The 25837-nt window shown below is 36.8% G+C and carries 27 protein-coding genes, 1 riboswitch and 1 other annotated feature; of the genes, 5 read left to right on the forward strand and 22 right to left on the reverse strand.

Going from position 1 to position 25837, the window contains the following annotated elements:
- Positions 1–351: 351 nt before the first annotated feature.
- A complete protein-coding gene (locus tag KRR19_RS09735; RefSeq protein WP_216733609.1) occupies positions 352–2826 on the forward strand; it encodes a 5'-nucleotidase C-terminal domain-containing protein in 2475 nt (824 codons plus the stop codon).
- A 90-nt stretch (positions 2827–2916) separates the two neighbouring features.
- Here the strand turns inward: KRR19_RS09735 and KRR19_RS09740 are convergent, their stop codons facing one another.
- A complete protein-coding gene (locus tag KRR19_RS09740) occupies positions 2917–3696 on the reverse strand; it encodes an arylamine N-acetyltransferase family protein (RefSeq protein WP_002480378.1) in 780 nt (259 codons plus the stop codon).
- Positions 3697–3802: 106 nt separating this feature from the next.
- Between KRR19_RS09740 and merB the strand changes: the two genes are divergently transcribed.
- Positions 3803–4402 carry an organomercurial lyase gene (gene merB / locus KRR19_RS09745; protein WP_002480377.1) on the forward strand — a complete coding sequence of 200 codons (600 nt, stop codon included), beginning with the start codon at positions 3803–3805 and terminating at the stop codon, positions 4400–4402.
- Between the two features lie 71 nt (positions 4403–4473).
- Here merB and KRR19_RS09750 read toward each other — a convergent pair whose 3' ends face one another.
- Positions 4474–5622, reverse strand: a complete 1149-nt coding sequence (locus KRR19_RS09750) for a bifunctional cystathionine gamma-lyase/homocysteine desulfhydrase (protein ID WP_002480376.1) — start codon at positions 5620–5622, stop codon at positions 4474–4476.
- Positions 5623–5644: 22 nt separating this feature from the next.
- A complete protein-coding gene (locus tag KRR19_RS09755) occupies positions 5645–6544 on the reverse strand; it encodes a PLP-dependent cysteine synthase family protein (protein WP_037556152.1) in 900 nt (299 codons plus the stop codon).
- A gap of 310 nt (positions 6545–6854) precedes the next feature.
- Between KRR19_RS09755 and KRR19_RS09760 the strand changes: the two genes are divergently transcribed.
- Positions 6855–7643 carry a CPBP family intramembrane glutamic endopeptidase gene (locus KRR19_RS09760; protein ID WP_180363386.1) on the forward strand — a complete coding sequence of 263 codons (789 nt, stop codon included), beginning with the start codon at positions 6855–6857 and terminating at the stop codon, positions 7641–7643.
- A gap of 109 nt (positions 7644–7752) precedes the next feature.
- Here KRR19_RS09760 and KRR19_RS09765 read toward each other — a convergent pair whose 3' ends face one another.
- The 4 genes from KRR19_RS09765 to KRR19_RS09780 all read right to left on the reverse strand — a co-directional run bounded on the left by KRR19_RS09765 (position 7753) and on the right by KRR19_RS09780 (position 11613).
- A complete protein-coding gene (locus KRR19_RS09765) occupies positions 7753–9084 on the reverse strand; it encodes a sodium-dependent transporter (protein WP_002480373.1) in 1332 nt (443 codons plus the stop codon).
- 305 nt (positions 9085–9389) lie between these two features.
- The gene (locus tag KRR19_RS09770; protein WP_002480372.1) at positions 9390–9953 is read right to left on the reverse strand and encodes a TetR/AcrR family transcriptional regulator; all 564 of its coding nucleotides are present in this window, start codon (positions 9951–9953) and stop codon (positions 9390–9392) included.
- A 275-nt stretch (positions 9954–10228) separates the two neighbouring features.
- Positions 10229–10954, reverse strand: a complete 726-nt coding sequence (locus KRR19_RS09775) for an alpha/beta hydrolase (protein WP_002480371.1) — start codon at positions 10952–10954, stop codon at positions 10229–10231.
- A gap of 158 nt (positions 10955–11112) precedes the next feature.
- The gene (locus KRR19_RS09780; protein ID WP_002480370.1) at positions 11113–11613 is read right to left on the reverse strand and encodes an isoprenylcysteine carboxyl methyltransferase family protein; all 501 of its coding nucleotides are present in this window, start codon (positions 11611–11613) and stop codon (positions 11113–11115) included.
- A gap of 413 nt (positions 11614–12026) precedes the next feature.
- Between KRR19_RS09780 and KRR19_RS09785 the strand changes: the two genes are divergently transcribed.
- Positions 12027–12644, forward strand: a complete 618-nt coding sequence (locus KRR19_RS09785; protein ID WP_002480369.1) for a LysE/ArgO family amino acid transporter — start codon at positions 12027–12029, stop codon at positions 12642–12644.
- Between the two features lie 190 nt (positions 12645–12834).
- Here KRR19_RS09785 and KRR19_RS09790 read toward each other — a convergent pair whose 3' ends face one another.
- The 10 genes from KRR19_RS09790 to KRR19_RS09835 form a co-directional block, all read right to left on the reverse strand.
- Positions 12835–13434, reverse strand: a complete 600-nt coding sequence (locus KRR19_RS09790) for an alpha/beta hydrolase (protein ID WP_031262377.1) — start codon at positions 13432–13434, stop codon at positions 12835–12837.
- A 39-nt stretch (positions 13435–13473) separates the two neighbouring features.
- Positions 13474–14463, reverse strand: a complete 990-nt coding sequence (locus KRR19_RS09795) for a ring-cleaving dioxygenase (protein ID WP_002480367.1) — start codon at positions 14461–14463, stop codon at positions 13474–13476.
- 183 nt (positions 14464–14646) lie between these two features.
- Positions 14647–15195, reverse strand: coding sequence for a hypothetical protein (locus KRR19_RS09800; protein WP_002480366.1), 549 nt, complete (start codon positions 15193–15195; stop codon positions 14647–14649).
- A gap of 166 nt (positions 15196–15361) precedes the next feature.
- Positions 15362–16165 carry a DUF4097 family beta strand repeat-containing protein gene (locus KRR19_RS09805; protein WP_002480365.1) on the reverse strand — a complete coding sequence of 268 codons (804 nt, stop codon included), beginning with the start codon at positions 16163–16165 and terminating at the stop codon, positions 15362–15364.
- On the reverse strand, positions 16162–16722 hold the full coding sequence (locus KRR19_RS09810; RefSeq protein ID WP_002480364.1) for an HAAS signaling domain-containing protein: 561 nt from the start codon (positions 16720–16722) through the stop codon (positions 16162–16164). Before KRR19_RS09810 ends, KRR19_RS09805 begins: the two co-directional genes overlap by 4 nt.
- Positions 16715–17038 carry a PadR family transcriptional regulator gene (locus KRR19_RS09815; protein ID WP_002480363.1) on the reverse strand — a complete coding sequence of 108 codons (324 nt, stop codon included), beginning with the start codon at positions 17036–17038 and terminating at the stop codon, positions 16715–16717. The genes KRR19_RS09810 and KRR19_RS09815 overlap by 8 nt, the downstream gene beginning before the upstream one ends.
- 216 nt (positions 17039–17254) lie before the next feature.
- Positions 17255–18379, reverse strand: coding sequence for a 5-methyltetrahydropteroyltriglutamate--homocysteine S-methyltransferase (locus KRR19_RS09820; protein ID WP_002480362.1), 1125 nt, complete (start codon positions 18377–18379; stop codon positions 17255–17257).
- A 73-nt stretch (positions 18380–18452) separates the two neighbouring features.
- Positions 18453–18687 (reverse strand) — a binding site (T-box leader).
- Positions 18688–18757: 70 nt separating this feature from the next.
- Complete coding sequence (locus tag KRR19_RS09825) at positions 18758–19195, reverse strand: 2-thiouracil desulfurase family protein (RefSeq protein ID WP_002480361.1); 438 nt, start codon at positions 19193–19195, stop codon at positions 18758–18760.
- 16 nt (positions 19196–19211) lie between these two features.
- Entirely contained in the window at positions 19212–19394 is a 183-nt protein-coding gene (locus tag KRR19_RS09830; protein WP_002480360.1) for a hypothetical protein, read from the reverse strand.
- Between the two features lie 75 nt (positions 19395–19469).
- Positions 19470–19569: riboswitch (SAM riboswitch) on the reverse strand.
- 122 nt (positions 19570–19691) lie between these two features.
- Positions 19692–20324, reverse strand: coding sequence for a DUF5067 domain-containing protein (locus tag KRR19_RS09835; RefSeq protein ID WP_002480359.1), 633 nt, complete (start codon positions 20322–20324; stop codon positions 19692–19694).
- A 390-nt stretch (positions 20325–20714) separates the two neighbouring features.
- On the opposite strand from KRR19_RS09835, the gene KRR19_RS09840 reads away from it, so the two are divergent.
- The gene (locus KRR19_RS09840; protein ID WP_002480358.1) at positions 20715–21185 is read left to right on the forward strand and encodes a thioesterase family protein; all 471 of its coding nucleotides are present in this window, start codon (positions 20715–20717) and stop codon (positions 21183–21185) included.
- A 52-nt stretch (positions 21186–21237) separates the two neighbouring features.
- Here KRR19_RS09840 and KRR19_RS09845 read toward each other — a convergent pair whose 3' ends face one another.
- The 5 genes from KRR19_RS09845 to cobA form a co-directional block, all read right to left on the reverse strand.
- Complete coding sequence (locus tag KRR19_RS09845; protein ID WP_002480357.1) at positions 21238–22020, reverse strand: (S)-acetoin forming diacetyl reductase; 783 nt, start codon at positions 22018–22020, stop codon at positions 21238–21240.
- Between the two features lie 140 nt (positions 22021–22160).
- Positions 22161–22760: an adenylyl-sulfate kinase gene (gene cysC / locus KRR19_RS09850; protein WP_002480356.1), complete on the reverse strand. Its 600-nt coding sequence runs from the start codon at positions 22758–22760 to the stop codon at positions 22161–22163.
- A gap of 2 nt (positions 22761–22762) precedes the next feature.
- On the reverse strand, positions 22763–23962 hold the full coding sequence (gene sat / locus KRR19_RS09855) for a sulfate adenylyltransferase (protein ID WP_002480355.1): 1200 nt from the start codon (positions 23960–23962) through the stop codon (positions 22763–22765).
- Between the two features lie 15 nt (positions 23963–23977).
- Positions 23978–24892 carry a sulfite exporter TauE/SafE family protein gene (locus KRR19_RS09860; RefSeq protein ID WP_002480354.1) on the reverse strand — a complete coding sequence of 305 codons (915 nt, stop codon included), beginning with the start codon at positions 24890–24892 and terminating at the stop codon, positions 23978–23980.
- A gap of 158 nt (positions 24893–25050) precedes the next feature.
- Positions 25051–25812, reverse strand: coding sequence for a uroporphyrinogen-III C-methyltransferase (gene cobA / locus KRR19_RS09865; RefSeq protein WP_216733610.1), 762 nt, complete (start codon positions 25810–25812; stop codon positions 25051–25053).
- Between the last annotated feature and the right edge of the window lie 25 nt (positions 25813–25837).

The raw sequence follows: 25837 nt of genomic DNA on the forward strand, positions 1-25837 counted from the left end.
AAAGATTCTTTTAACTTTTTTAAATAGTAATGTAAGCGCTTAACTTATTGATGTAATAGCTTTGTGTAGACCTAATAATCCTGAATCTCATACTATTCGTATCTCTTCTATTTAATACATTTTTGAAAGATTACAGCCTCATAACGTATTCAAAAACCTACTTTTCAAGAAGACTTTCTATCCTTTATTATCCAATACAAAGCTTCATCATATTAATCACACAATTTGATTAAATAATTTACAAAATTAACAAAAAGACAATACCCCTCTACAACTTTCATTGATAAGATAGTGTTGTATGCATGACATGCATATATAACTTCATACGAGATATAGAAAAGGAGGCTCCTCATGCACAAGCTACTTATCAGAACCTGCTTCTTAGTTGCGATGTTGTTCATGGTATTCAGTTTCACAAGTTTCGCGGCAGAAACAACGCAACCTGAAACTAATACAACAGATGTAAAAGTCGAACAGCCGGCACCGACACCTGCATCTGACACAACAACGCAATCAACACAAGCACCTGTACCTGTCCAATCATCAGCTTCACCAGAACAACCTGCAGAAGATGTTGCGTCAAAGACTGATTCAAATGAACCGGCAGTGACAACAGAACAGGCACCTACAGATAAAACAACACCACCGGCAACACAAACACAGACGGTTGAACCTAAAACAGAAGCAACCGTTCAATCAAATGAACCAGCGCAAAAGACAGCACCTTCAACTGAAGCTACTCCAGATACAACACCAGCTGTAACTGAACCTAAAGCAGCTGAACCGGCACCTACAACGACACAACACACGAAAATTCTTCACACGAACGATATGCATGGACGTATCTTAGAAGAAGACGGACGTGTCATCGGGATGGCTAAATTAAAAACAGTCAAACAACAAGAAAATCCTGATTTAATGTTAGATTCTGGTGATGCTTTCCAAGGCTTACCAATTTCAAACAATACGAAAGGTGCAGACATGGCAAATGCTATGAACGAAGTAGGTTACGACGCAATGGCAGTCGGTAACCATGAATTTGACTTCGGTGTTGAACAAGCACAAAAGTACAAAGAACAATTAAACTTCCCTATTCTTTCCGCAAATACATATAAAGATGGGAAGCTTATGTTTGACCCTTACACAATCGTGAACAAAAATGGGATTAACTACGGCATTATCGGTGTGACGACACCAGAAACAGCTGTCAAAACACACCCAGATAACATTAAAGGTGTCACATTTACAGAACCGATTCCTGCTGTCCAAAACATCATGAATCAAATTAAAGCTCAAACAGATATCTTTGTTATTTTATCCCACCTAGGCATTGATCCTTCGACTAAAGCAGAGTGGCGCGGAGATACACTTGCGGATACACTCGCACGTGACCGTCGTTTCTATGACAACGAAATCATCGTATTAGACGGCCATTCTCACTCAGTTATTGAAAATGGCAAAATTAATCGTAATACTTTACTAGCACAAACAGGAACAGCACTCGCTAATATCGGTAAAGTTGAATTCAATTATCAAAATGGGACTATCTCTAACTTGAATGCTTCATTAATCAACGTTAAAGATACAGCAGATGTTACACCAGACCCTGTTTTACAACAACAACTTGATGAAGCTAAAGCGAAATTCGAAGCTCAAGTTTCAGAAGTAATCATTCCTAATAATACAATTCAATTCCAAGGTGAACGTGATGACGTGCGCAGACACGAAACAAACTTAGGTAACGCAATTGCGGACAGTATGGAAGCATACAGCCAAAACGGCTTTTCCCATCCTGCTGATTTCGCAGTCACAAATGGAGGCGGAATCCGTGCTTCTATCGACAAAAACCAAGATGTTACACTAGGCGATATCATTACTGTCTTACCTTTCGGCAACACGATTTCACAAATCCAAGTCAAAGGGACAGATGTCGAAAAAATGTTTGAACATAGTTTAAGCGCACCTGTTGAAAATGGACAATTAGGCGCTAACGGCGCGTTCTTGCATATTTCTAAATCAATTCGTGTTTATTACGATATTAATAAAGCACCTGGCGAACGCGTGTTAAAAATCGAAGTATTAAACAAACAGACACAACAATTTGAAGCGTTAGATCCTAACCGTACTTACTACATGACTACAAATGACTTTACCGCTTCAGGCGGCGACGGTTACGACATGTTAGGCGGTTTACGTGAAGAAGGCGGCTCTTTAGATAAAGTCTTCTCAGATTACTTAAGAGAAGCAGACTTATCACAATACGACACTGACAAAATCAGCCGTATTATCAACGGTCAACCACCTGTGGCACAAACAGAGGAACAAGCAGATACAGAAACACAACCAGCAACTGGCGATACTGCACAACCAGCACCAAATACAACAACACCAGCAGTACCGACACAACCAGCATTACAACCTGTCGCAAGCACACAAACAACGCAACCAACAGCTTCAACTTCAAATGTAATTCCGTTCCCTGCAGCTACAACAACAGCACAAGCAGGTACATCACAAGTTAATACGTCACAAAACAGCGCATCAATGACAGCACATCAAACAACTACAGCACAGGTTAACTCAGCTGTGACAAACCTAGAGACAATTCAGTCTCATCTAACAACAAAAGCTTCAAATGTTTACCCATTGCATGCCAACCATGCACAACAACAAGCTAAAACAGCTTCAACTACGAAAAATGACTCAAACACTGAACAGACTTTACCGGATACAGGAAGCAATGATCTTCCAGTATGGCCAATCGGTTTAGTACTGACAGGTTTAGGTGTGGCATATATCTCACGCAAACGAGATCATGCGGCATAAAAAACACAGCACAACTTCTGATTTTTCAGAGGTTGTGCTGTTTCTTTTTCTCACTTATGATTTTACTGTTTTCATCTCATAACCGTATGACTATTCAAATGTCTGAATCGTCATTTCAGGAATTCCAAAGTACTTTTCTAAGAATGCTTGATAATTATCAGGCGTTGTATCTTGAACAGTCTTCTCACCATTGACCAATAATGTTAAATGATTTTCAGTCAACGTATTACGTCCGACTTCGGTTGCTATTGTGATCAATAAACCTTGCACAAAGATAGAATCTGGACTGGATTGGTTAAATTCAATGCCATCTTTAAAATCATCTAATTGTTTCGGCTCATTTAATACACGATAACTAGTCTGCCATTGATGATTATCATTAGACCATTTTTCAATATCATAATGTGTCTCATCGACGTGATGCACACGATAACTGCCTGTCACGTCCTGCATACTCGTTTCATCCATCGGCAACGCAAACTTCGGCATATCTCCAAAACCGACATCTACAACATACGGTACACCTTCAATTACGACTTGAAGTGACATATGCGAACCTTCACGCGCCCACCCTTTTGGACTTAACACAGTTGCAGATAATGCCTTCACTTCAAAACCTTTATATTCCAGATAATGTTTAAAGAAATAATTCATTTCATAACAAAAGCCTCCACGTTGTTCATCAACAACTTTATGCATCATCGCTTCATCTGTTAACGCAAGCGGCCAGCCATTTTGTACATTGATATTCTCAAAGGGTACATGCAGCGCATATTGTCTGATATAGGCATTTAATGTTTCTAAACTTGTATCATGGTATTGATCAGTATCTATTTCTAAATATTGTTCTAGTCTTGCAAAATCCACCATACTTTATCTTCCCTTTCTATATATTTTGTTTTATTTGTTTAATATGTTTAATAGGCGTAGAATTAAATCGAAATTATTACGATTAAAGAGAAAGGAGTCGTTTTAGATGCATTACTTTAATTTTGATGCGTTACTTACACCGCATGAACATCAACAAAGACAATCTTTAATTCGAGAGATTGTTAAACAACCGACTACTCCCCCTGCATTTACAGACGCTTATCAAACATTACTTGATAAACATGTGATTGTTGTACAAGACCACCTTATCACTTGTCTCTATCCTTTTGCGACACATCCAACTTCATTTAAAGTTCAGCTTTCAGATCATACCACTGTCTATGCGATGTGTGCGATTGATGCATTAGGCATTCACTATGCCTTGAATGAACCGATTCATATAGAAGCACAATGCGCAGAAACGAAAGAACCGATTCAAATCTCACTTAAAAACGGTCAACTTAACACTGAGAATCCAGCTATCTATGTATTATTTAAAAACTTATGTTCAGAAACACAGTGTGCAGACAGTTGTTGTCCTGAAATTCAATTTTTCATCAATAAAAACGCATTAGATCAATACTATCACACACATATCAATCAAAATATTGCGGTCGAAAATCATACAACTTATCACGCTTTACCACTTACTGAAGCAGATACGGTTGCTAAAGAGATTTTCGAAATTCGCGAAATCAATGAATAGCAAATTGCTTAAATAATAAAGGTGCCTCTCCGACTTGGAAGGCACCTTTATCTATACATCTTTATATGAAATTATTTTTGTAATTGGTCTAAAGCTTGTTTTAAATCAGCGACTAAGTCTTCTGTATCTTCAATACCAACAGATAAACGGATTAAACCGTCTTCAATACCTTCTTTTTCACGTACTTCTTTTGGAATAGAAGCGTGTGTCATTAGAGCAGGTACTGAAATTAAACTTTCCACTGCACCTAAGCTTTCAGCTAATGTGAAGTATTCTGTTTCACGAATCACTGCCTTTGCGGCATCAATATCAGAAACTACAAATGACACAACACCTGTATGACCTGATGCTTGGTTTTCATGTACATCGTGATTTGGATGACTTTCTAAGCTTGGATGATATACTTTTTGAACATTAGGGTGTTCCGCAAGCATTTTCGCAACTGCCACTGCACTACGGCTGACTTGTTCCATACGTAAACCTAATGTTTTAATACCACGAATTAATAAATAACTGTCTTGTGGTCCAAGCACACCGCCTGTTGAGTTTTGAATGAAGCCAAGACGTTCAGCTAAATCTTCATCGCTTGTTGCGAGTAAACCACCGATAACATCACTGTGGCCACCGATATATTTAGAAGCAGAATGTAAGACAATGTCTGCACCTAATTTTAATGGATTTTGGAAATAAGGAGACATGAATGTATTATCCACTACAGAAATTAAATCATGCTTTTTCGCAATTTCTGCTGAAGCTTTAATATCCGTCACACGTAATAATGGGTTAGATGGTGTTTCAACCATTAACATTTTTGTTTCTGGTTTAATCGCTGCTTCAATTTTTTCAACTTCTGTTGTATCTACAAAGTCCGCATCAATACCGAAGCGATTGAACACTTTTGTCAACACTCGGAATGTACCGCCGTAGACATCAGAATTCACAACGATGTGATCACCTTTATCTAATAACATGATAACTGCAGACATCGCGGCTACACCTGAGCCGAATGCGAAACCAAAATGTCCATATTCTATATCTGCAATCGCACTTTCTAGGGCAGCACGTGTTGGATTACCGCTACGTGAATATTCATAACCCTCACGCAAATCCCCGATATCATCTTGTAAATAAGTGCTTGTTTGATAAATCGGTGTCGTTACCGCACCTGTATAATCATCTGTTGTATGGCCGCCATGTACCATTTGTGTTTTCTTATTCATAAATCTTTAACTCCTTTACGCCTTATTTTTTTCCCGAATAATTAAAAATCGATTTAGACATATAACGATCACTGCCGTCTGGGAAGACTGTGACAATCGTTCCTTTGTCTATACGTGCTTTAATTTCTAATGCACCTTGTAATGCAGCACCTGAGGAACTGCCTACTAACAGTCCTTCTTGTAGCGCAAGTTGTTTTACATTATGAAAGGCATCTTCATCTGTAATAGTTAAAATGTCCGTTACTAAACCTTTATCTAAGAAGCCCGGCCATTTTTCAGAACCGATACCTTCTGTGTCATGCAGGCGTTTTTTACCACCGTTTAACACTGACCCGACAGGTTCAACAATGACATTTTTAACACCGTGTTGTGCTAATACTTCGGCAGTTCCTGTAAATGTTCCGCCTGAACCAACACCTGCCACAAAGTAATCTACTTTCGGCAATTCTTTTAAGATTTCTTGTGCCATCGTATCTCGATACGCACCTGGATTATCTTCTGACTCAAACTGATTCGTATAATACGCACCATGTTCAGCCGCATAATCACGTGCCGCTTGTTGCGCACCTAACATACCGCCATTTTGCGGTGTACGAATTACTTTTGCTCCTAATGCTTCCATAATTGAAATCTTTTCTGCCGCAAAACCGATCGGCGCATAAATCACACATTGTAAACTATAGTGGTTCGCCGCAATTGCTAAGCCAATACCCGTATTGCCTGCTGAGGCTTCCACTATTGTGTCACCGCGCTTAATTTGTCCACGTTCCATTGCTTGTTCAATTAAATATTTGCCTAAGCGGTCTTTTACACTGCCGCCAGGGTTGAATTGTTCTAGTTTTGCATAAATTGATACTTTATCATCACTGAACGACTCTAATTTAACCAAAGGTGTATTGCCGATTAAATCAAATCCAATCATAGATGTCCTCCCCGTGAAATGCATGATGACAGGCCCGACTCCTGTTTCCCCATCATTCATTCCCATTATTCCTATCGTACTGGTATGAATTATAGCGCAATGCAGTTGTAAATGCAATTTTCTCTTAAAGTGTAACTTAAAAATATTGATGTAACTTCATTGTGTCTATTCACAAATAATCAAAATAAAATTAAAAGTTAGGAGAGGATGCAACGTGCTTCACACGCACAATACTTTTAAAAACTTCATACAAACTATTTTTCTAGCAATTAAATGGATTATCATATCAATACTACTCATGAGTGCTTTTATGTATAGCTTATTATTTGCGACTGATCACTTTGAAAATCCGATAACACTATGTGTACTTTATATTATTATTCCGATACTCGTTTTATTCGTTTATCAGTATTATTTGAAAATATGTCATATACCTTCTTTATTCAACCCCAAATACGTTCAATCAACAAAATTAGGTTGGTCTATCAAATTTTCCTTGATTACTGTTTCCTATTTTTCCACAAGTATTCTAAGTAGACTTGTTTACACAGGCGAGTCAGAGAATCAAAGGATTTTAAAAGAGCAAGCTGTTGATTTTCCTTCTTCATTTCTTGGTACTAGTTTTAATGCACCTATCATAGAAGAAGTAATATTTAGAGGTATGCTTTTTATCATTATTTTAACCGCCACTTCTTTTCTGTTTAACGAAACTAACCGCAAATCCATGTTTTTGAGAATGGCAATTTATGTAACACTTTCTACAATCATTTTCGGCTTTCTTCATGTGGTAGTCTCAGGCGATTACCAGCATGTTTTCCCTTATTTAGTTCCAGGATTCATTTACAGTATCGTTTTTGCATTAACTAGAGATATCAAAATCACTATCTTACTGCACATACTTAATAATTCTAGCGTTCACCTCTATGAATATGGCTATGAACAAATTAATGTTGTTATTAATATCTTGTTAGTTTTAACTTCACTTATAGGGTTACTTGTCTATCTTAAATCTGATGACTTTAAACAGTTGCGTCATAAGTGGAAGCACCACCAATATATAAAGCTAAAGCGTAAATTCAATAAGGTGGAGACTCCATAAAATTTACTGGATACATTCTCAAATTAAGTTAGATATTGAGGCTAAATAGTAAAGAATTCCCGCTGCATGCATGATGCAACGGGAATTTTCTTTTGTGATTCATTTTATTTTAATTAAAGAATTGGATGACGAAAACTAAGAGTATTACCACAGGCAAGACATATTTAACTAAGTAATACCAAGGCATAAAAATTTTCAAACGATCATTACCAAATACTGATTTCAGGTCTTCTTTTTTCAATAATTGACCGACAAATAAAGTCGTCGCAAGTGCGCCTAAAGGCATTAAAATATTAGAAACTAAAAAGTCCATATTGTCGAAAATCGTACCCGCTAAAAAGTGTACATGACTTAATGTACTAAATGATAAAGTTGCTGGGATACTGATAATAAAGACTAATATACTGCCGATTAAAGCTACTTTACCACGTTTACGGTTGTCATTCTTAGTAAAGTTAGACACATTCAATTCCAGTAATGAAATGGATGATGTTAACGCTGCGAATAAGAATAAAATCAAGAAGATGAAATAAAATCCTGGACCAAAGCTCATTTTCTCAAATACATGCGGCAGTACTTTAAAGAGTAAGCCAGGACCTTCTTCTGGTTTATAACCAAACGCATTGATTGCAGGGAAGATCGCTAAACCTGCAAGTAAAGCCACAATAATATTCATAATTACAATGGATAACGCAGAAGTTTTAATCGTCATTTCTTTAGGGGCATAACTTGCGTACGTAATCATCCCTGTCGTTCCTAATGAGAGGGCGAAGAATGATTGGCCAAGCGCAAAGAGAATACCTTCCATAGATAGCTCTTCCATACGTGGTTCTAATAAGAAACGTACACCTTCAGAAGCACCTTCTAATGAGAGTGAACGTACCACAATTAATATTAAAAAGATGAACAGCAAAGGCATCATAACTTTAGATGCTTTCTCAAGCCCATGCTCAACACCTAACATAACAATTACCATCGTCACTAAGATAAAAGAACCTTGTCCTAACATGGTATAAAGCGGACTTGAGATGACTTGTTCAAATTGAATACTGCCAAGTGTCCCGTCTCTTAGTCCTATTATCTGCATCGCAACTTGTGCGATATAAATCATAATCCAACCACCAACAACGCTATAGAAACCAAATAAGACAAAGACAGCGAGGTTACCGCTCCAGCCGATAACATTTGTCCATTTCTTATTTGATAATTTACCGAAAATAGCGGTTGTATAAGTTCTTCCAAGCTTACCGATTGTAAATTCCATAATGAGTAACGGCAAGCCTATAAAAATTGTAAATATTAAAAACATAAGTAGAAACGCACCGCCGCCATAGATACCAGCCATATATGGGAATTTCCACATGGCCCCTAATCCGATGGCCGAACCTGCGCTTGCTAAAATAAAACCGGTTGAGGTTTTCCACTGTGATTGTTTCGACACGCTGCTCATCCTTTTCTGTTATTTTCAGGTTAAAAAAACTAATTTACTTTAAAGCGTTAAAGCGTTCATGTAAGTAAGTATACTATAACACAAATATAGCAATCCCTCAACTAGCAATTAAACAGAATATCTTGTTGTAACCTTGTCATCATAGGCTTTCTCATATATTTTCGATTTTTTCTATCCCGTATCTCTTAAAGCTACTTAACATTGCTTATGCATTCATTTTCAACTCAAAATGGCATAAAAAAAGATTACCCTTTTGGATAATCTCATCTTGCTTTAAAGTTATGATGGGTATGAACTTATTTGAGTTCCAACAAAGCGTTCAATGTTGATTCAACATCTTTTTCCATAGTATATCTGCGATAGCTTAATTCATCAAAGTAATTAACGAAAGTTGTTCTGATAAAGCCGCTTTCCATGATACCTAACATTAAATCTTTAAACTCTCTGATTGGCATTGAAATATCATTAGCTTCATAATATAGTTCTAAAATACGACTCAATTTACTATGCAGCGTAGCAATACCTTGATACAGTTGTTCTTTAAACTCATTTGGTGCTTGGTTAAATTGTATATACATACGTAAATAACTGATGTTAGGTTTAAAAACCATATCTATGATAAATTGACGTAAGTTTTCTAAAGTACGTTGCGATATATTTTCTTGTAAGTCTAAGATTCTATTAAAATATTGGATAATTCTATTTGAACATGCTTCATAAATATTAGCTTTACTTGGGAAATAATAGTATAAGCTCGCTTTTTTTATAGATACACTGTTGGCTATTTCTTCTAAAGTACAACCATAGTATCCTTTTTTCGCAAATAGCTCAATCGCGTTGTTGACTATTTCGTTTTTCATAACGAAATCCCTCCAATTCATCTTTCTCTTCTTCTTGGGTGGAAATATCTATTTTTCAGGGTAATTAGTTTTTGTTTGTTGATTTACAATCGAATACTCTATATTTAACTATCACAGTCAACACACGGTTCGAGTGTTCGTAGAAAATTTAATAGTAAAAGTACTCTTATGGCCATCTTATCATATACGAACACTCTGAAAAAAACATTATCTTGTATGATTTTACGCTACTTTCGTTGTTAAGTAAAACGGTTTCACAAAAATTCATTTTAATCTTACATAAAATTAATGATTTTTTCTATGATTTTTTGTTTCTCTGTGCTTCTTGTCATTAAATGACCTGAATCCTCAAAACATCCAGTTTCAATATCCGATGCATGAACCAACTTTTTAGCGATGCTATCTACACTTTCCTTATACGAAACATCATCTTTTCCACCGTATAATAACAGCGTCGGTGCTTTGATTCTGCCAAGCTCATTCATGGTTTGATTCACAAACGCTTCAAAATGGGCGGCACCCTCTTGATAAGCAGGCACATATGCCATTTCTTCTGCTTGTTCCTCTTCAGTACAACCAATATAGTATTGTAGTCGTGTACCATAATGGTTCAATCTGCTTAACACACCTTCTGCAGATTTATGATAAGGCACTGACATCCCAATCACACGATCTACGTCAAATTGTTCAGCTATTTTTAATGCAAAAATACCACCTAACGACACGCCAAGAACAGTGATTTTACGGTATCCCTTTGCATGTAGAAAACCATAAGCCGCTTCTGCATCTTCCCACCAATCTCTAATATCATATTGTACGAACTCAGAAACAGGCAGACCATGCCCCCTATAACAAGGCGCATAACAGGTATAACACTCTTTATGTAATGCTTCTGCTACTTCTTTGACATCTTGTACAGTCCCAGTAAAAGAATGCAACAACAACACCGCTTCATCTCCCCCTTCCAAAAAGAGATGTTTCGGTGCTTTCACCTTCAACATACTTACTCACCTCCAACACATTCGTATTAATTCTATTATAGGTTCTCTTTCCTCTTTATTTCCACCTTCAATTAAACGCCATTAAATATTGTAAAACTCTTAACAAAAAAGACTAAGAACGTTTAAAATTTGTTCTTAGTCTTACACCGTTATGTTATTTATTTAAGATGTGCCATCGCGCTTTCTTCTTGTTGAATGCGTACATATAGTGAAACTGCATACGGAATAAGCAGTACACTTACTGGATAAGCTTGTGTTAATAAAATCACACCGATTAATTCAGGAATAATATTTAAGAAGTAATTGGGATGTTTAACGAATTTAAAGAGCCCTGATTTTACAATATGATGTTCTTTAAGTATGTAGACCTTCAACGTCCAAATTGGACCTAGTGTACGAATGACCCAAAACAACATCACATAACTGACGATCAGTAATACGAGGCCAATTTGTGATACTACATTAAATGCGGGTTGAGCGATTGTCGCATAAACAAAGCTGGCCACATAAATTAAAATATGTAATAACGCAAGATATTTTGAGTTCTTTGCGCCATATTGCACTGCACCTTGCGCAATCAATTCACGCTCATGACGAATAGAGATGGATAAAGAGTATAAGCGAATAATAAAGAATAAACCTAGAATCATTAAAACCATAAAAAGCGTAACCTGCCTTTTCTCAAAGAAATAAAAAATCCGAATTTTGAACGATAGCCAAAATCCGGATATCCAACGAATAAGGATAATTGGTTTCATATAGCGGTCAACTAATGAAAATCCATAGAAAATAATTACTTAATTTCCTATTTTCAGTGTAGCGTTTTGTATCTGCATACACCATAAACCAAAGTTTAATAAATTCTTAATTCGAGTTAACAAAATAGATTACAAACGAATGAGAGACTGAATTATATACCTATCTTATTTGTCTTTTTGTTATGCGTTGTTCACCGTTTAGTTTTTGTATATACTACAAATTAACTAACATACATACAATCCCTCTTTATGTACACGCTTAGCCCAATCACAAAATCAAAGAGACATTGTATAGAGAAAGTGGGTAGTCATTTATGTTACAAGCGATACTTCATGGTGTTTTGTTAGCGTTAGGTCTGATTTTGCCTTTAGGCGCACAAAATGTCTTTGTGTTTAACCAAGGTGCGAATCAGAAAAAATTGACGCATGCTTTACCTGTCATCCTCACTGCAGGATTTTGTGACACATTTTTAATTGTAGTCGCAATACTCGGTGTGTCTTTGATTTTAATGTCTATGCCGACGTTACAATTAGTGATCTATATCATTGGTTTTGTATTCTTAATCTATATGGCTTGGTCACTTTGGAAAGAAAAGCCTTCTAATATTGATGAAATTGAACCGATGAGTCCTAAGAAACAAATTCTATTTGCACTCTCTGTTTCCTTACTTAACCCACACGCTATTATGGATACAGTCGGTGTCATTGGGACAAGCGCCTCAATCTATGAAGGGGATGACAAATTGGCCTTTTCTATCGCCACCATCTCCATTTCTTGGATTTGGTTTATCTTCTTGGCAGTTTTAGGACGTATAGTCGGCACTGTCGATAAGTCTGGCAAATTCATTTTAATTCTTAACAAAGTATCCAGCGTTATCGTTTTTTTGGTCGCGTTGATTATATTAAAGAATATTCTCGCTTTAATACTCTGAATTTAAAAAGATCTATCCGTATTAATTTAGCTTCTGTGTCTGCAGAAGCTTTTTATTATACTTTCACATATTAAAAAGCACTCAGCACTTTTTGAATTTTAGTCAAAAAGCCTGAGTGCTTGATTACGGGGTTTGATTGAATTGGTCTGGAGGTCCTTCAATCACGTGTCTATTAAGCTATTATTTAAGTTTATTGTTCGTTCACAACTTTCACTGCTTCATTAAGTGACTCTTCAGTAATGCCGTGTGATTGTGTCCAATGTGTTGTAACATTCGCACCTGAACGTTGGAATAAATCAATTAAACGTTCACTTTCAGATACAGGTACGATAGGGTCATGCGTACCCATTGAAAGATAGATGTCTGTGCCACTTAAATCTTTCACATGGTCAATGTGTGTTGGATAAAGCCCTGCGAATAATAATGCTTTCGCAAATTTAGTTTCCTCACGTAATAGTAAGTTAATCGCAATGTTCGTACCGTTTGAGAAACCAACTAAGATTGCATTTTCTAAATCAAAGTCATATTCTTTTGCGGCTGCTTGTAAGAACTCATATAATTCTGTGCCGCGTTCTTCTAAGTCTTTCCAATCATATTGACCTTCACCATGACGTTTGAAGAAACGTGTCATACCATTTTCATCCACATTTCCTTTCACACCTAACATGTTATAGTTTGGGTTCAAACGTAATGCGAGCGGGAATAAATCAGATTCGTCTCCACCTGTTCCGTGTAATAAGATGAATGTAGGTTGATCTGAACTTTGACCTTTTCTAAAAATGTGCTTCATTGTATCTAAAGCCATGATACCTGCCTCCTTAGTGATAAATTATTGATTTGTACGGCCTGGTTGGTTGTGGCGCGTTGTTTCAATATGACGTACTTGTGCTTCGATTTGTTCTCTTTTTGGTTCCAAGAATGGTGGTAATGATAAGATTTCACCTACTGTTTCGTATGGTTCATCTCCCATGAAACCTGGACCATCTGTCGCAATTTCAATTAAGATACCTGGATAGAATTTAGAATAAAGTGATTTGAAGAAGTAACGTTCTACAAATCCAGAGTTGCCGATTTGATATTTATTCATACGGTCAATCCAGACATCTAATTCATCTTTATCAGCCACACGGAACGCAGTGTGATGGATTGTACCATAACCTTGCATACCTGGGTTGCCGCCAAGTTTACGTACGATAACTTGTCCGCCGTTACCGCCTTTTCCTGTTTCGAATAAATGATAGTCGCCTTCAGATTCAACTTCTTTATAGCCGTATACTTCTTCGAAAATTTGTTTGAATGGATCGAAACGGCTCACGTTTAATTCGATAGGTCCTAAACCGACAATCGCATATTCTTCTGGTACTGGCGCATTTTTCCAAGCAACACCTGGTTCTACACTGTCTGCTGAATCTGATTCATCAGAAATTAATGTGTAAAGTTGGCCATCAAAATCTTCAAAACGTAAGATTTTTTTACCGAATAGTTCTGTTGGCGCTTCATGTTTCACGTCAAACTCACTTAAACGGTCATTCCAAAATTCAATCGCCGCATCTGATGGTACACGTAATGTAATACGTGCAATTTCATCTGTTCCATGTGTACCTTTAGGAATTCCAGGGAAATCGAAGAATGTGACATCTGTTCCTGCATTCCCTTCATCATCCGCAAAGAATAAATGATACGTTTGGATATCATCTTGGTTTACTGTTTTTTTCACTAATCTTAGACCTAATACGTCTGTAAAGAAATCATATATTTTAATCGCATCACTTGTAATCGCAGTGACATGGTGCATACCTTTTAAGTTGTTGTTGTTCATTTATTTCATCTCCTTATCTTTGAATAACTTCCCTTTTCTACTCTTTTCTATCTTATAATGAGGACGTTGTTCTTCTGATATACTTATTATACTTAATATAATAATACTACTTTAGGAATAATGCAAGTATTTATGCTCATACATAAAAAAAGACCCCAAACTTGATATTTTGGAGCCCATTCACTATTGGTTAATCGCAGATTTTTGAACAAACTGCAATTCATAGATTGGATTTTCATCTAATTGATTGAAACTATCGATTTTACCGAATAACTCTATATGCTGTGTTTTACGGCTTAAGTTGTGTTTGAAGTTTATATCTACTTTTAAAGCTGCTTCATAGCCATTCTGTTGAATCGTTTCTTCTAATTCATGAAAGACACCTTCATTAATAGGCACAAGATAATACTCTTTACTTGGTAAAATACTGACATATTTCCTTTGAAGTACTTCTTCTTTACCCATGTGTGTGATTGTGACTATCACTTCTTTTGCGGCACCGCCGCCTAAGTTATACAGCTTTAAAAAGCGATTGCTATCTTGGTTTGCTGCGCTGATATTAAATAACTTCAATCGATCATTTTTACTTGTCTGCAGTAAAATTTGATTAAAACCAATGGCTGGCGTAAATGAAATACGCAGTTGATAGAGTTGAATCGATACAGACACTAAATAGAACAAAGCCATAATAAATGTCCCGATAGATCCAATGGCTGATAACAGATTAATCATATATTTCTCCTTTCTTTCATTTTCGCAAAAGACATTCTAACGTATACATAAACGAGAAAAAAGTAATTAAACTTATATACAAAAATAAATTTAAAAATATTAATTTTATCAATATAAAGAAGCACCTAGACAGAACTTCTCTGCTTAGGTGCTCATAGTGATAACTTTAATTAATTTCTACTGTACCTGTATCTGATTCTAATTCAATTGTGTGCGAAGCATTGCCATAACGTTTTGCTTTTAAAGCAGGTTGATGAATATCCATATCTACATCTTCTTTATGAATAGCCTTAGTATTTTTAGGTGGTTCTGCATAATCTACCTCAATATCACCTGTGTCTGATTGTACTTGGAGATTCACATCGCCTTTGATACCTTTGACTTCAGTATCGCCAGTATCATTTCCAATTCTCATATTTTTGAAAAGTGTTTGTGTGATTTCAATATCACCTGTATCACTTGTTAAATCTACTTTATTAAGATCAACTGCTTTTAACACTAACTCTCCTGTGTCCAACTGTGCTTCTAAATGATTCGCTTTTAAACCTTCAATTGTCATGTCTCCTGTATCATTATAAATTGTCACATCTGACAATTGACGTTCAGGTACTGTAATTGTGATGGTGCTGTTTGTGATATTTCCAAATGTAAAATTAATCGTAGGGTTTGGAAGTTTTGATTCAACCGCTAATGTATCACCTTTGATAGTACTGTTAATTTTTGTTTTTCCTTTAATACCACCTTCCCCTTTAACATGGAAGTGGTTACCTTTTTTAATGATGACGTTTGATGTATCCGTATTGATTTTCAAGTTTTTTATTTTCGCATCTTCATGCTTATAGTCTTTTGTGTAATGAATTGGATTATCAGCTTTTTTAAGTTGCTTTTTTCCTTCTACATAGCCCGCAATTCCGAAACCGACTGTAATCACTAAGCCTATACTAAAGATAATCAACAATGCTTTTTTCATGATTGCGCACTTCCTTTCACAACTTTAATATTCCAACGTAAATATCTCATAAAGAGAACGAAGCTCCATTTATAAGCAAGGTACGTTACTGTAAATAACATCAATCCGATTCCAAAGCATGTAAATGAAACATAGATATCTAGAGGAATAATTTCTCCAAATCCATCTATCATGCCTTTGACCAGTAAGAATATAGGTGCAGCTAGAAAAGTAAGCGTCGCCACACCTAAAGATAAAAGCACACCGAACCATGTCGCAATTACAATGGTAATAACGAAGAAGTTTAAAATACTTAATCCCATAACCGCTAACACAGCATTCGTGACATTGCCGGCATTGCGAGAAGATTCTGCTTTATCTACCGCCGCATTCGCACTCATTTCACGCCCGATGTCTTTCGGATTACCTAATTCCCGGGAAATTTCTTCTTCAGTTTTTCCTGCTTCTTTACCACTGATGAAGTGTGTTTCATACTCGTTTAAAATATCTTGGCGTTCTTCCGGTGAAACGCGCGTTAAATAACGATTTAATAACTGTAAATATTCTTGTTTACTCATCTCTCTCACTCTCCTCAATAAATAAATCTACAGCTTCTGTAAAGGCCTTCCATTCTTCAAGTAGTGCTTCTAAACGTTCATGACCCTCTTCGGTAATTCGGTAATACTTGCGTGCTGGTCCTTCTGTCGACGGTTTAAAATAAGTTGTTAAATAACCTTCCTTAACTAAACGGCGCATTAAAGGATAGACGGTACCTTCTGCGATTGTGATACGCGGTGTTATCTTTTGTACAAGTGAATAGCCATACTGATCTTCACCTTGAATAATAAGCAAGACTAAAAATTCAAGTGCGCCTTTCTTAAATTGTATATTCATAGCAAACCTCCAACACATTATTCAGTACTGTTTAATGTTTAATAGTAGTTCACTTATAATATACCCCTTACTATTAAATAATACAAGGTAGTGATTAAAAATCTTTGTCAGCTTGGTGACTTTTGTGAAGTTAACTTAAAGAAATGAATAAAAAAAGATGAATTCCACCTTCTCTAGTGAAATTCATCTTCTATCATTCATTAATGTATTGATGATTTAACCTTTTACTTTTTCAGGCCATACTTCTTCCGCAATACTTTTGACTAAACGAATTTTAGCCCATTGTTGTGCTTCAGTTAAGTTATTACCTTCTTCTGTTGATGCGAAGCCGCATTGTGTACTTAAAGCTAAACGGTCTAACGGGATATATTGTGACGCTTCTTTAATACGTTTTATGACTTCATCAATATCTTCTAATTCACCATCTTTAGAAGTAATGAGACCTAATACGACTTGTTTATCATCTGATACGTATTGAAGCGGTTCAAATCCACCTGAACGATCACTATCGTATTCTAAAAGATAAGCATCTACATTTTCTTGGTCGAACAACGGTGTTGCGACACTGTCATATGCGCCTGATGCGAACCATGTGGAACGGTAATTACCGCGACAAATATGAGTTTGAACACGCAAGTCTTTAGGTAAACGTTCAATTGCGCGGTTATTCACGTCTTTGAATAATTGTTTTAAGCGTTCTTTTTCTTGTTGGTCACCGTTTTTACCGTTAATTTCAGTTTGGTCTCCGACTAAACGCCCCCATGTTGTATCGTCAAATTGAATCGTTTTGAGACCCGCTTCATATAAATCTTCAATCACTGTTTGATATGCATCCGCAATGGCATCAATTAATGCGTCATCTGTTTCGTAATATTTGCGTGTTGCTTCAATATTTTCTTTTCGTGTCAGCTCTGAGAAGAGTCTGGCAGGTGCTGGTACAGTTTGACGTGCCTCGATACCTTCTGGTGTATGAGCTAATAAGAATTTGAAGTCTGCCACAAACGGATGATTGTCTCCTGAAATCGGGCCTGATAAACGTGCTGTTTCAATACGAGATTGAACCGCATCGAACTCAAATCCGCCTTCATCTTTGACTGTTTCTACACCATTCAATCCCCAGAAGAAATCTAAATGCCACCAACTTCTACGAAATTCTCCATCTGTAATTGATTTCAAACCATTCTCTACTTGCTTCTCAATCAATGTTTTAATCTCACGGTCTTCTACTTCTCTTAAGGCAGCTTGATCGATTTCTCCTTTTTCGAACGCTGCACGCGCTTCTTTTAATGCCTCTGGTCTTAAGAAACTTCCTACAATATCATAACGTAATAATTCACTCATCTTAACTTCCCCCTATGTTTATGTTCTTATTTCAAATAATAAAAAAGCCCCCATAAAGCCTATACTAAAGCTTTACAGGGGCGTAGAATTCGATTCTGCGCGGTACCACCCAGTTTCAAGAAGTCCATACTTCTCCTTAACAGTACTATCATACTCGAGCAGTGGTAACGTTTGCTAACACGTGCCAACTTAACGATTCAGCTGACAGATTCAGAGTCCATTTTCGATATTGTCGAATTACTTTTTCACACCAACCAAAAGCTCTCTGTTAATTCTTCAATATGTACTTTACTCATCATAATCAATTAATATTATTTGAATTAATCCTAGTCTATAGTTAAAAGAATATTCTGTCAATAAGAAAATTCACACTAAAAATTAAATCGACGTGAAATCTAATTTTTTTCTCCAGTTTAATTCATTCATAATTGTAATTCCGTGCCGTATTAATAACGCTGTACAGACACCCTCGCCGGATTTCAAGGTTCCACAAGAAGGACTTTTCGACTTTAGAATCATTGCCGTACATTGATGTGCTTGTAGCAATTCCAATGTCTTTAATGCACCTTCTTTAAATGCCTCCGTAACATCTTCACCTGTCGTCGCAATGACTTTAGCACGACCTGACCACACATCAAAACCATCCCCGCCAACAATTTCAGCTGCTAGTCTCGGTGTAGTCAAACCGCCTAATACTTCAGGACATAGCGCTATCGCTTTATCCTCTTGAACAAGTTGGCGTAATGTATCATTCAATTTATGACTGCCGTCGTAACGTACATTCTCTCCAATTAAACACGCACTGATTGCGATCATGAACTTCTCTTCTTTCTTACTTTTCTTCTAGCCAATCTTTAATCACTTCCAATGGAACCATTTGTCTGATTGTTGCCTCAATATCATGAATTTGGGCTTTTCTTCCCATACTGCTAGCCATATTCATTGGTTCATAATTCTCCCATTGTTCCAGCTCTTGCATTTTCTCTCTGATTTGTTGTTTAGCGAATGTTGTCATTTTATTTACCACCTTTTTCTCATTTTGGATAAATAAAATAGCCCTCCTTGCAAGAAGAAGCGCTTCACGTACGTCTTCTTATCTTTCAAGTTACCTTGTTGGATTTAGCACGTCACCTTGCGGTTGTTGCTGGAGCTTCACAGGGCCAAGTCCCTCCACTCACTCTTAATAAGAACTATTTTATTTATTACTATCATACCGTATTAACTTATTTTTTCAACTTATTTGATAAACTTTATTGATTTAAACCAACATAATAAAACACTGAAATATCGTTTATTCCAGTGTTTTAATTTCTTATAAGTCAGTCATATCCTCACTTTTAATATCGTCTTCAGATGACTTCTTATCAGATGATTTATTATCAGATGATTTCTTGTCTTTAATATTAATTTTGATTGAACCGATGTTTGGATCCTCGTAGTTCTCTTGATCTTTCGCTTTTAATAACACAGGTGACTCTAAATCATTTAACTTGTACGTTTCAATAGATGAAATTGTACTTCCTTTTTTAATATTATCTTCACCTTTATCTCTTTCACTATCATAAGTTTCTCCTCTTACATGACCGTAATCTAAGCGCTTTTCTGAATCTTTACTATCTTGATACGCTTCAAACACTTTCAAATAAGACCTAGTTGGTTTAACTTCATTGTCATCTTTACTGTTATTCGTCACTTCATATTTTACAACTAAAACATCATCATCTTGATATTCTGTTGTCCCCTTAGGCACAATTTCTGTACCCACAATTTTCACCTTTACCCCTTTGATTTCAACTGCGTTATCTTTAATTTTAGCTTTTTCTTTTGTTTTTGCTTGTTTCGCATCTAAACTAGATGTTTCCTCTTTCTCCGACTCCTCTTTTTTGTCACCACAAGCCGCTAAAATTAATACTGATGCACTTAATAAACATAATAGCCTCTTCATGATATCCCCCCATTTGTTTAATGTGTTGCATTATTACAAATCATTATACACAAATTTCATAAAATAGTTAACTTTATACAGAAGAATATTTTAGTTCTATTCTTTATACATTCTTTAACATTTACTATACTTTTTCGATGATAAATTTCATTGATAATACACTTCAGCAAAATAGTTGGTATTGTATCTATTACTTAAATTGATAATTTGAATTCATTTTTAGAATGTGCGAATAAAATAATTCTAATCCTGTTTCAATTTCAGGAACGTTTCTCCTACTTTAGTCACTTCATACGAATGTCATCATAGTCTAAAGAAAGTACGTCCAAGCTATCGATTTCATTTATATGATACACTGCAGTTATATGCATTAAAGGGGGAAAATTAAATATGGGGTACATTTATACTTATGAGGATAAGGTGCATCCTTCTTGGATTGATCATAATCAACATTTACATGATGCACAGTATTTTTCAATTTTCAGTGATGCGGTCGTCGGTTTCTTTGCGAAAATGGGGTTCTCGATTGATTACCGACAAAAACATGACACAACAATTTTTAATTTAGAAGCACATATCACTTACTTAAAAGAAATGTTGCTAGATGAAACGTTTACGGTAGAAGTTTATGTTTATGACTATGACCATAAACGTGTACATTTCTTTTTAAAGATGTTTAATCAAGATCAAATACCGACTGCAACGTATGAGGTTATCATGATGGCTATTGATAACCAACAACGTCGCAGCAGTGCTTTTCCAGATTTTGTTTTTGATAACATCAAAACATATTATGAGGAACAAGGGGAATTTGAAACACCGAAACAACTCGGTCATGCGATTGGTATTCCTAGAAAATAAAAAGAAGGCAAGTGTCCTGTTTAGGTGCACTTGCCTTTCTTTATGTCTTGTATTAATTGAAGACCATACCGCCATCAATAATTAAAGCTTGGCCAGTCATATAATCACTATCTGGTCCTGCAAGATAAGATACACATGCTGCTACATCTGAAGGTTCTGATAAACGTTTTAATGCGATATTTTTAGAGAATTGTTCCATACCCCATTCATATGGTTTACCTGCTTCATCAGCTGTTTTTTGTGCGATATCTTCCATCATCGGTGTTTTAACGATACCTGGGCAATACGCATTCACAGTAATACCTTTATCAGCTAAGTCACGTGCTGCAGTTTGTGTAATACCACGGATTGCGAATTTAGTTGCGCCATATAATGCAAGTCCTGGGTTTCCGACTTGTCCTGCTTGAGAAGAAGCGTTAATAATTTTACCACCGTGACCAAATGATTCAAAAGCTTCAACCGCTGCTTGAATGCCCCAGAAAATTGCGCCGACGTTTACATCGAAAACTTTGCGATATTGATCATACGTAATTGTATCAAGTGGTGTTTGTGGTCCTAATCCAGCGTTATTAACAATCACATTAAAATCTCCGAAGTGCTCTTTCACTGTATTGACTGCTTGGAAGACTTGATCACGATCTGATACATCTACTTTAACCGCAAGTGCTTCATAGCCTTCATCACGTAAGCTTTGTGCAACCGCTTCTGCAGTTGTTTCATTAAAATCTGCCACCCCTACTTTAAACCCGTCTTTTGCGAGTCTGCGACAAATTGCTTCTCCGATACCTTGTCCGCCGCCTGTCACCATTGCTACTTTGCCTTTTACTTCTGCCATGTTGTTCGACTCTCCTTGTTGTTCCATATATTATTGTACACTTCTATTTTAATTCAATTTCAGAATAATCGCAAAACTTAACCGTGATAATAGCCACCAAAAAAGCACACACAATTTAAGGTTTGTGTGTGCTCGGGATATTAAATAATTTGTTTGTCTTCTAAATAGTTTAGAATCTGCTGAACCGCTTCTTCCACAGAAGTTGTCTCTGTATCCACGACAATTTCCGCATGTTCTGGCGCTTCATATGGCGCATCAATACCAGTAAAGTTCTTAATTTCTCCTGCACGTGCTTTTTTATACAACTGTTTCGGGTCACGCTGCTCACACGTTTCAACACTGGCTTTCGCATATACCTCGATAAATTCGCCATCTTCTAAAATTTCACGGACACGATCACGATCTTCACGATAAGGTGAGATGAACGCCGTTAATGTAATCAGTCCTGCATCTGCTAATAATTTACTGACTTCACCGATACGACGGATATTTTCTTTACGGTCTTCTGGACTGAAACCGAGGTTATTATTTAAACCATGACGGATGTTATCCCCATCTAAACGATACGCATGAATACGACGTTCGAATAATGCTTTTTCTAAAGCGACACTGATGGTAGACTTACCTGAACCGGATAAACCAGTGAACCATAGGACTACACTCTTATGGCCATTTTGAGCTTGACGTTCTGTTTTCGTTACTTCTGAATCATGCCATGTAATGTTTTGAGATTTTGTCATCGTTACGCCTCCTCATTTTGTTCTCTATGTCTGCGTAAACCGCGAATTAACACTTCAGCGACTTCAGGACGTGAGAATTCTTTCGGTAAAGATTCTCCATTACGTAATTTTTCACGGACTTTTGTCCCGCTTAAATGCACATGATGTTCTGCACCATGCGGGCACGTTTTCGCTGTCGCCATATTACCGCACTTCGTGCAATAGAAAGCATGTTCAAATTTTAAAATATGAATACCCAACTCTTCTTGATATTTCGTAATCAACTCTTGCGCTTCATATGTACCATAATAGTCACCTACACCTGCATGGTCACGTCCTACAATGAAATGTGTACAACCATAGTTTTGGCGCACAATCGCATGTAAAATCGCTTCACGCGGTCCTGCATAACGCATCGCAGCTGGATAAATCGCTAAGCGTGCACGATCTTCTGGATAATAGTGTTTTAAAATCACTTGGTAACTTTCCATACGAACATCCGCTGGGATATCATCAGACTTTGTTTCCCCTACTAATGGATTCAATAAGAGACCATCAACTGTTTCTAACGCACTTTTTTGGATATACTCATGTGCACGATGTACTGGGTTACGTGTTTGGAAACCTACGACTGTTTTCCATCCCAAATCATGGAACATTTGACGTACTTCAATCGGATCTAATTCAAATTCTTCAAACTCACTATGGTCTGGACGATTTACTAATTGAATCGGACCTGCTAGATACACATTACCTTTGTCATATACTTTTTTGACGCCTGGATGAGCTTCTTCTGTCGTTCCATAAACATTTTGTGCTTCTTTTTCTTTATCATACGTATATTTTTCTTCTAAAGTTAAGACACCGTATAACTGTTGATCTTCTCCATAAAGCGCAATCTGTTCTCCAATTTCATATTGGTCCGCTTCTGCTTCATTAACTGGTAAAGTAATTGGAATACTCCATAACGTTCCATCTGCAAGATGTAAGTTTTCAACGACGTTTTGATAGTCCGCTTCTCCCATAAATCCTGTTAATGGACTGAAACCGCCAATTGCGATTAATTCTAAGTCGGATAAACTCCATGCGTTTAACGTTAATGTTTTAAAAGCTTCTGCTGCTTCAATTAATGCTTCACGTTCTGCTCCTTCAAGTTGACGATTAATTAACTTACCACCATGCGGTGTGTTCGTATGTTCTAAAATTTGTGTTGTTGTAGCCATTTAACTCATCTCCTCTTATTGTTTTACTCTTCCTACTTTATTTGCTTCTTTTTTGTGAAAAAAGTTCGATAATTTACCTTCTTTGCGCAAAATGACAAACAATAATGCAAACCAACCAATAACCACTGCGACTCTTACGAAAGCAATCGCTTCACCCGGTGCACCAAATGCGTTCAACAAAGTATTGCTGTTGGTAAAGATAATCAAACCGCCGACAAAAATACCTAAGACATTCACTGGGATGATCTTAACGAGCCATGCCGCAAATGGTGCAGCCGCAACGCCGCCGACACTTAATGCCAGAACCAATCCCCAATTAATTAAATGAAGAGGTAAGAAAATCAAGAAACTGATAGACGCTGCAATCGTTACGAAAAACTCACTGATAGATACACTGCCGATAACATGACGAACATTGATATCACGACGTGCAAGTAATGCAGAAGTATTGACTGGTCCCCAGCCGCCTCCACCGATAGCTGTTAAAAATCCAGCAGTCGCACCAAGCGGAAACATAAATTTATTACTCAACTCTGACCCTCTTGTCAGCTTTTTAGTTTGTCCGCGTTTAAACGCAAATTGAACTAAAATATAAATACCGATGGTAATCAGGAACAAAGCAACGACAGGCTTAACTAAACCTGCATGCAGATGGCTGACTGCCGCTGCACCAATGAAAGCTGCCATCGATCCCGGCACCGCTAATTTCAGTATTAAACGCTTATCTGCGTTAGAGAATGACATGTGCGAAACACCTGATGCTGCTGTTGTCGCAATTTCAGAAAAATGGATTGTCGCTGATACAATGGCTGGTGCTAAACCAAGCGATAACAAAATCGATGATGATGTTACGCCGAAGCCCATGCCGAGGGAACCGTCAACCAATTGTGCAAAAAACCCTACGAAGGCAATAATTAATAGTTTTTTCATTGTCTTTGCTCCTTTCTTTCAATAATCAAGTTTTGATTGTTAGAATTTTCATATTATTTATGTTGTGTAGCACACAGATAATACTATTCTTATCAGTTTACAAGGAATTAAAGTTAAAAAAATGAACTTAATATGTCTTGCTTGTCGGAATGACACATTTATTGATGCGCTGCTGCTTGGGCTGAAACAGATTCAAACCAGCTGATTTTCTCACGTAATTGTACGACTTCACCGATTACAATCATCGATGGATTTTTAAAATCTTTTGCGACATCAACAATGGTTTCTAAAGTACCGACTGCAGTTTGTTGAACTCCGCTTGTTCCTTGATAAACCAATGCGGCAGGTGTATCTTTCGGTCTGCCATGTTGCACTAACAAGCGACAGATTTCAGGCAACCTGCTGACCCCCATGTAAATACACAGTGTTTCAGGACCTAATGCTAAATGTTTCCAATAATCTTCTTTTAACGTTTTCTCTTTATTAACACCTGTCACAAATGCGACAGAAGAACTATAGTCTCGATGTGTAACTGGGATACCTGCATAAGCAGGTGCGGCGATACCTGAGGTAATACCAGGTACAATTTCAAAAGCGATGTGATGTTCTGCCAGAACTTCCGCTTCTTCTCCACCTCTACCGAACAAGAAAGGATCTCCGCCTTTTAATCTTGTTACAGTAAGACCTTTACGTGCGAAACTCACCATTAATGCATTGATTTCTACTTGAGGAATTGATAAACCACTCGGGTCTTTCCCATAATAAATCAATCTTGTATTCGGCTTTGCGTATTGCAATAAGGCCTTATTAACGAGGCGATCATATAGAATCACATTGGCTTGTTCTATAGCTTTGACACCTTTTACTGTGATTAAATCCGGATCTCCGGGACCTGCGCCTACGATATATACTTTTCCCATTCGATCACCTCTTTGTTTTATTTAA

It is taken from the genome of Staphylococcus sp. CWZ226, from assembly GCF_018986355.1.
In the GTDB taxonomy this organism is placed as follows: domain Bacteria; phylum Bacillota; class Bacilli; order Staphylococcales; family Staphylococcaceae; genus Staphylococcus; species Staphylococcus simulans.

Coding starts and splice junctions, on each gene's coding strand:
- KRR19_RS09860 (WP_002480354.1), bottom strand. CDS start 24,892: ATGAAAAAACTATTAATTATTGCCTTCGTAGGGTTTTTTGCACAATTG.
- KRR19_RS09825 (WP_002480361.1), bottom strand. CDS start 19,195: ATGATCGCAATCAGTGCGTGTTTAATTGGAGAGAATGTACGTTACGAC.
- KRR19_RS09815 (WP_002480363.1), bottom strand. CDS start 17,038: ATGAATATACAATTTAAGAAAGGCGCACTTGAATTTTTAGTCTTGCTT.
- merB (WP_002480377.1), top strand. CDS start 3,803: ATGCATTACTTTAATTTTGATGCGTTACTTACACCGCATGAACATCAA.
- cysC (WP_002480356.1), bottom strand. CDS start 22,760: ATGACAAAATCTCAAAACATTACATGGCATGATTCAGAAGTAACGAAA.
- KRR19_RS09785 (WP_002480369.1), top strand. CDS start 12,027: ATGTTACAAGCGATACTTCATGGTGTTTTGTTAGCGTTAGGTCTGATT.
- KRR19_RS09810 (WP_002480364.1), bottom strand. CDS start 16,722: ATGAGTAAACAAGAATATTTACAGTTATTAAATCGTTATTTAACGCGC.
- cobA (WP_216733610.1), bottom strand. CDS start 25,812: ATGGGAAAAGTATATATCGTAGGCGCAGGTCCCGGAGATCCGGATTTA.
- KRR19_RS09805 (WP_002480365.1), bottom strand. CDS start 16,165: ATGAAAAAAGCATTGTTGATTATCTTTAGTATAGGCTTAGTGATTACA.
- KRR19_RS09780 (WP_002480370.1), bottom strand. CDS start 11,613: ATGGTTTTAATGATTCTAGGTTTATTCTTTATTATTCGCTTATACTCT.
- sat (WP_002480355.1), bottom strand. CDS start 23,962: ATGGCTACAACAACACAAATTTTAGAACATACGAACACACCGCATGGT.
- KRR19_RS09735 (WP_216733609.1), top strand. CDS start 352: ATGCACAAGCTACTTATCAGAACCTGCTTCTTAGTTGCGATGTTGTTC.
- KRR19_RS09835 (WP_002480359.1), bottom strand. CDS start 20,324: ATGAAGAGGCTATTATGTTTATTAAGTGCATCAGTATTAATTTTAGCG.
- KRR19_RS09845 (WP_002480357.1), bottom strand. CDS start 22,020: ATGGCAGAAGTAAAAGGCAAAGTAGCAATGGTGACAGGCGGCGGACAA.
- KRR19_RS09760 (WP_180363386.1), top strand. CDS start 6,855: ATGTATAGCTTATTATTTGCGACTGATCACTTTGAAAATCCGATAACA.
- KRR19_RS09775 (WP_002480371.1), bottom strand. CDS start 10,954: ATGTTGAAGGTGAAAGCACCGAAACATCTCTTTTTGGAAGGGGGAGAT.
- KRR19_RS09740 (WP_002480378.1), bottom strand. CDS start 3,696: ATGGTGGATTTTGCAAGACTAGAACAATATTTAGAAATAGATACTGAT.
- KRR19_RS09795 (WP_002480367.1), bottom strand. CDS start 14,463: ATGAACAACAACAACTTAAAAGGTATGCACCATGTCACTGCGATTACA.
- KRR19_RS09830 (WP_002480360.1), bottom strand. CDS start 19,394: ATGACAACATTCGCTAAACAACAAATCAGAGAGAAAATGCAAGAGCTG.
- KRR19_RS09840 (WP_002480358.1), top strand. CDS start 20,715: ATGGGGTACATTTATACTTATGAGGATAAGGTGCATCCTTCTTGGATT.
- KRR19_RS09800 (WP_002480366.1), bottom strand. CDS start 15,195: ATGATTAATCTGTTATCAGCCATTGGATCTATCGGGACATTTATTATG.
- KRR19_RS09755 (WP_037556152.1), bottom strand. CDS start 6,544: ATGATTGGATTTGATTTAATCGGCAATACACCTTTGGTTAAATTAGAG.
- KRR19_RS09790 (WP_031262377.1), bottom strand. CDS start 13,434: ATGAAGCACATTTTTAGAAAAGGTCAAAGTTCAGATCAACCTACATTC.
- KRR19_RS09770 (WP_002480372.1), bottom strand. CDS start 9,953: ATGAAAAACGAAATAGTCAACAACGCGATTGAGCTATTTGCGAAAAAA.
- KRR19_RS09750 (WP_002480376.1), bottom strand. CDS start 5,622: ATGAATAAGAAAACACAAATGGTACATGGCGGCCATACAACAGATGAT.
- KRR19_RS09820 (WP_002480362.1), bottom strand. CDS start 18,379: ATGAGTGAATTATTACGTTATGATATTGTAGGAAGTTTCTTAAGACCA.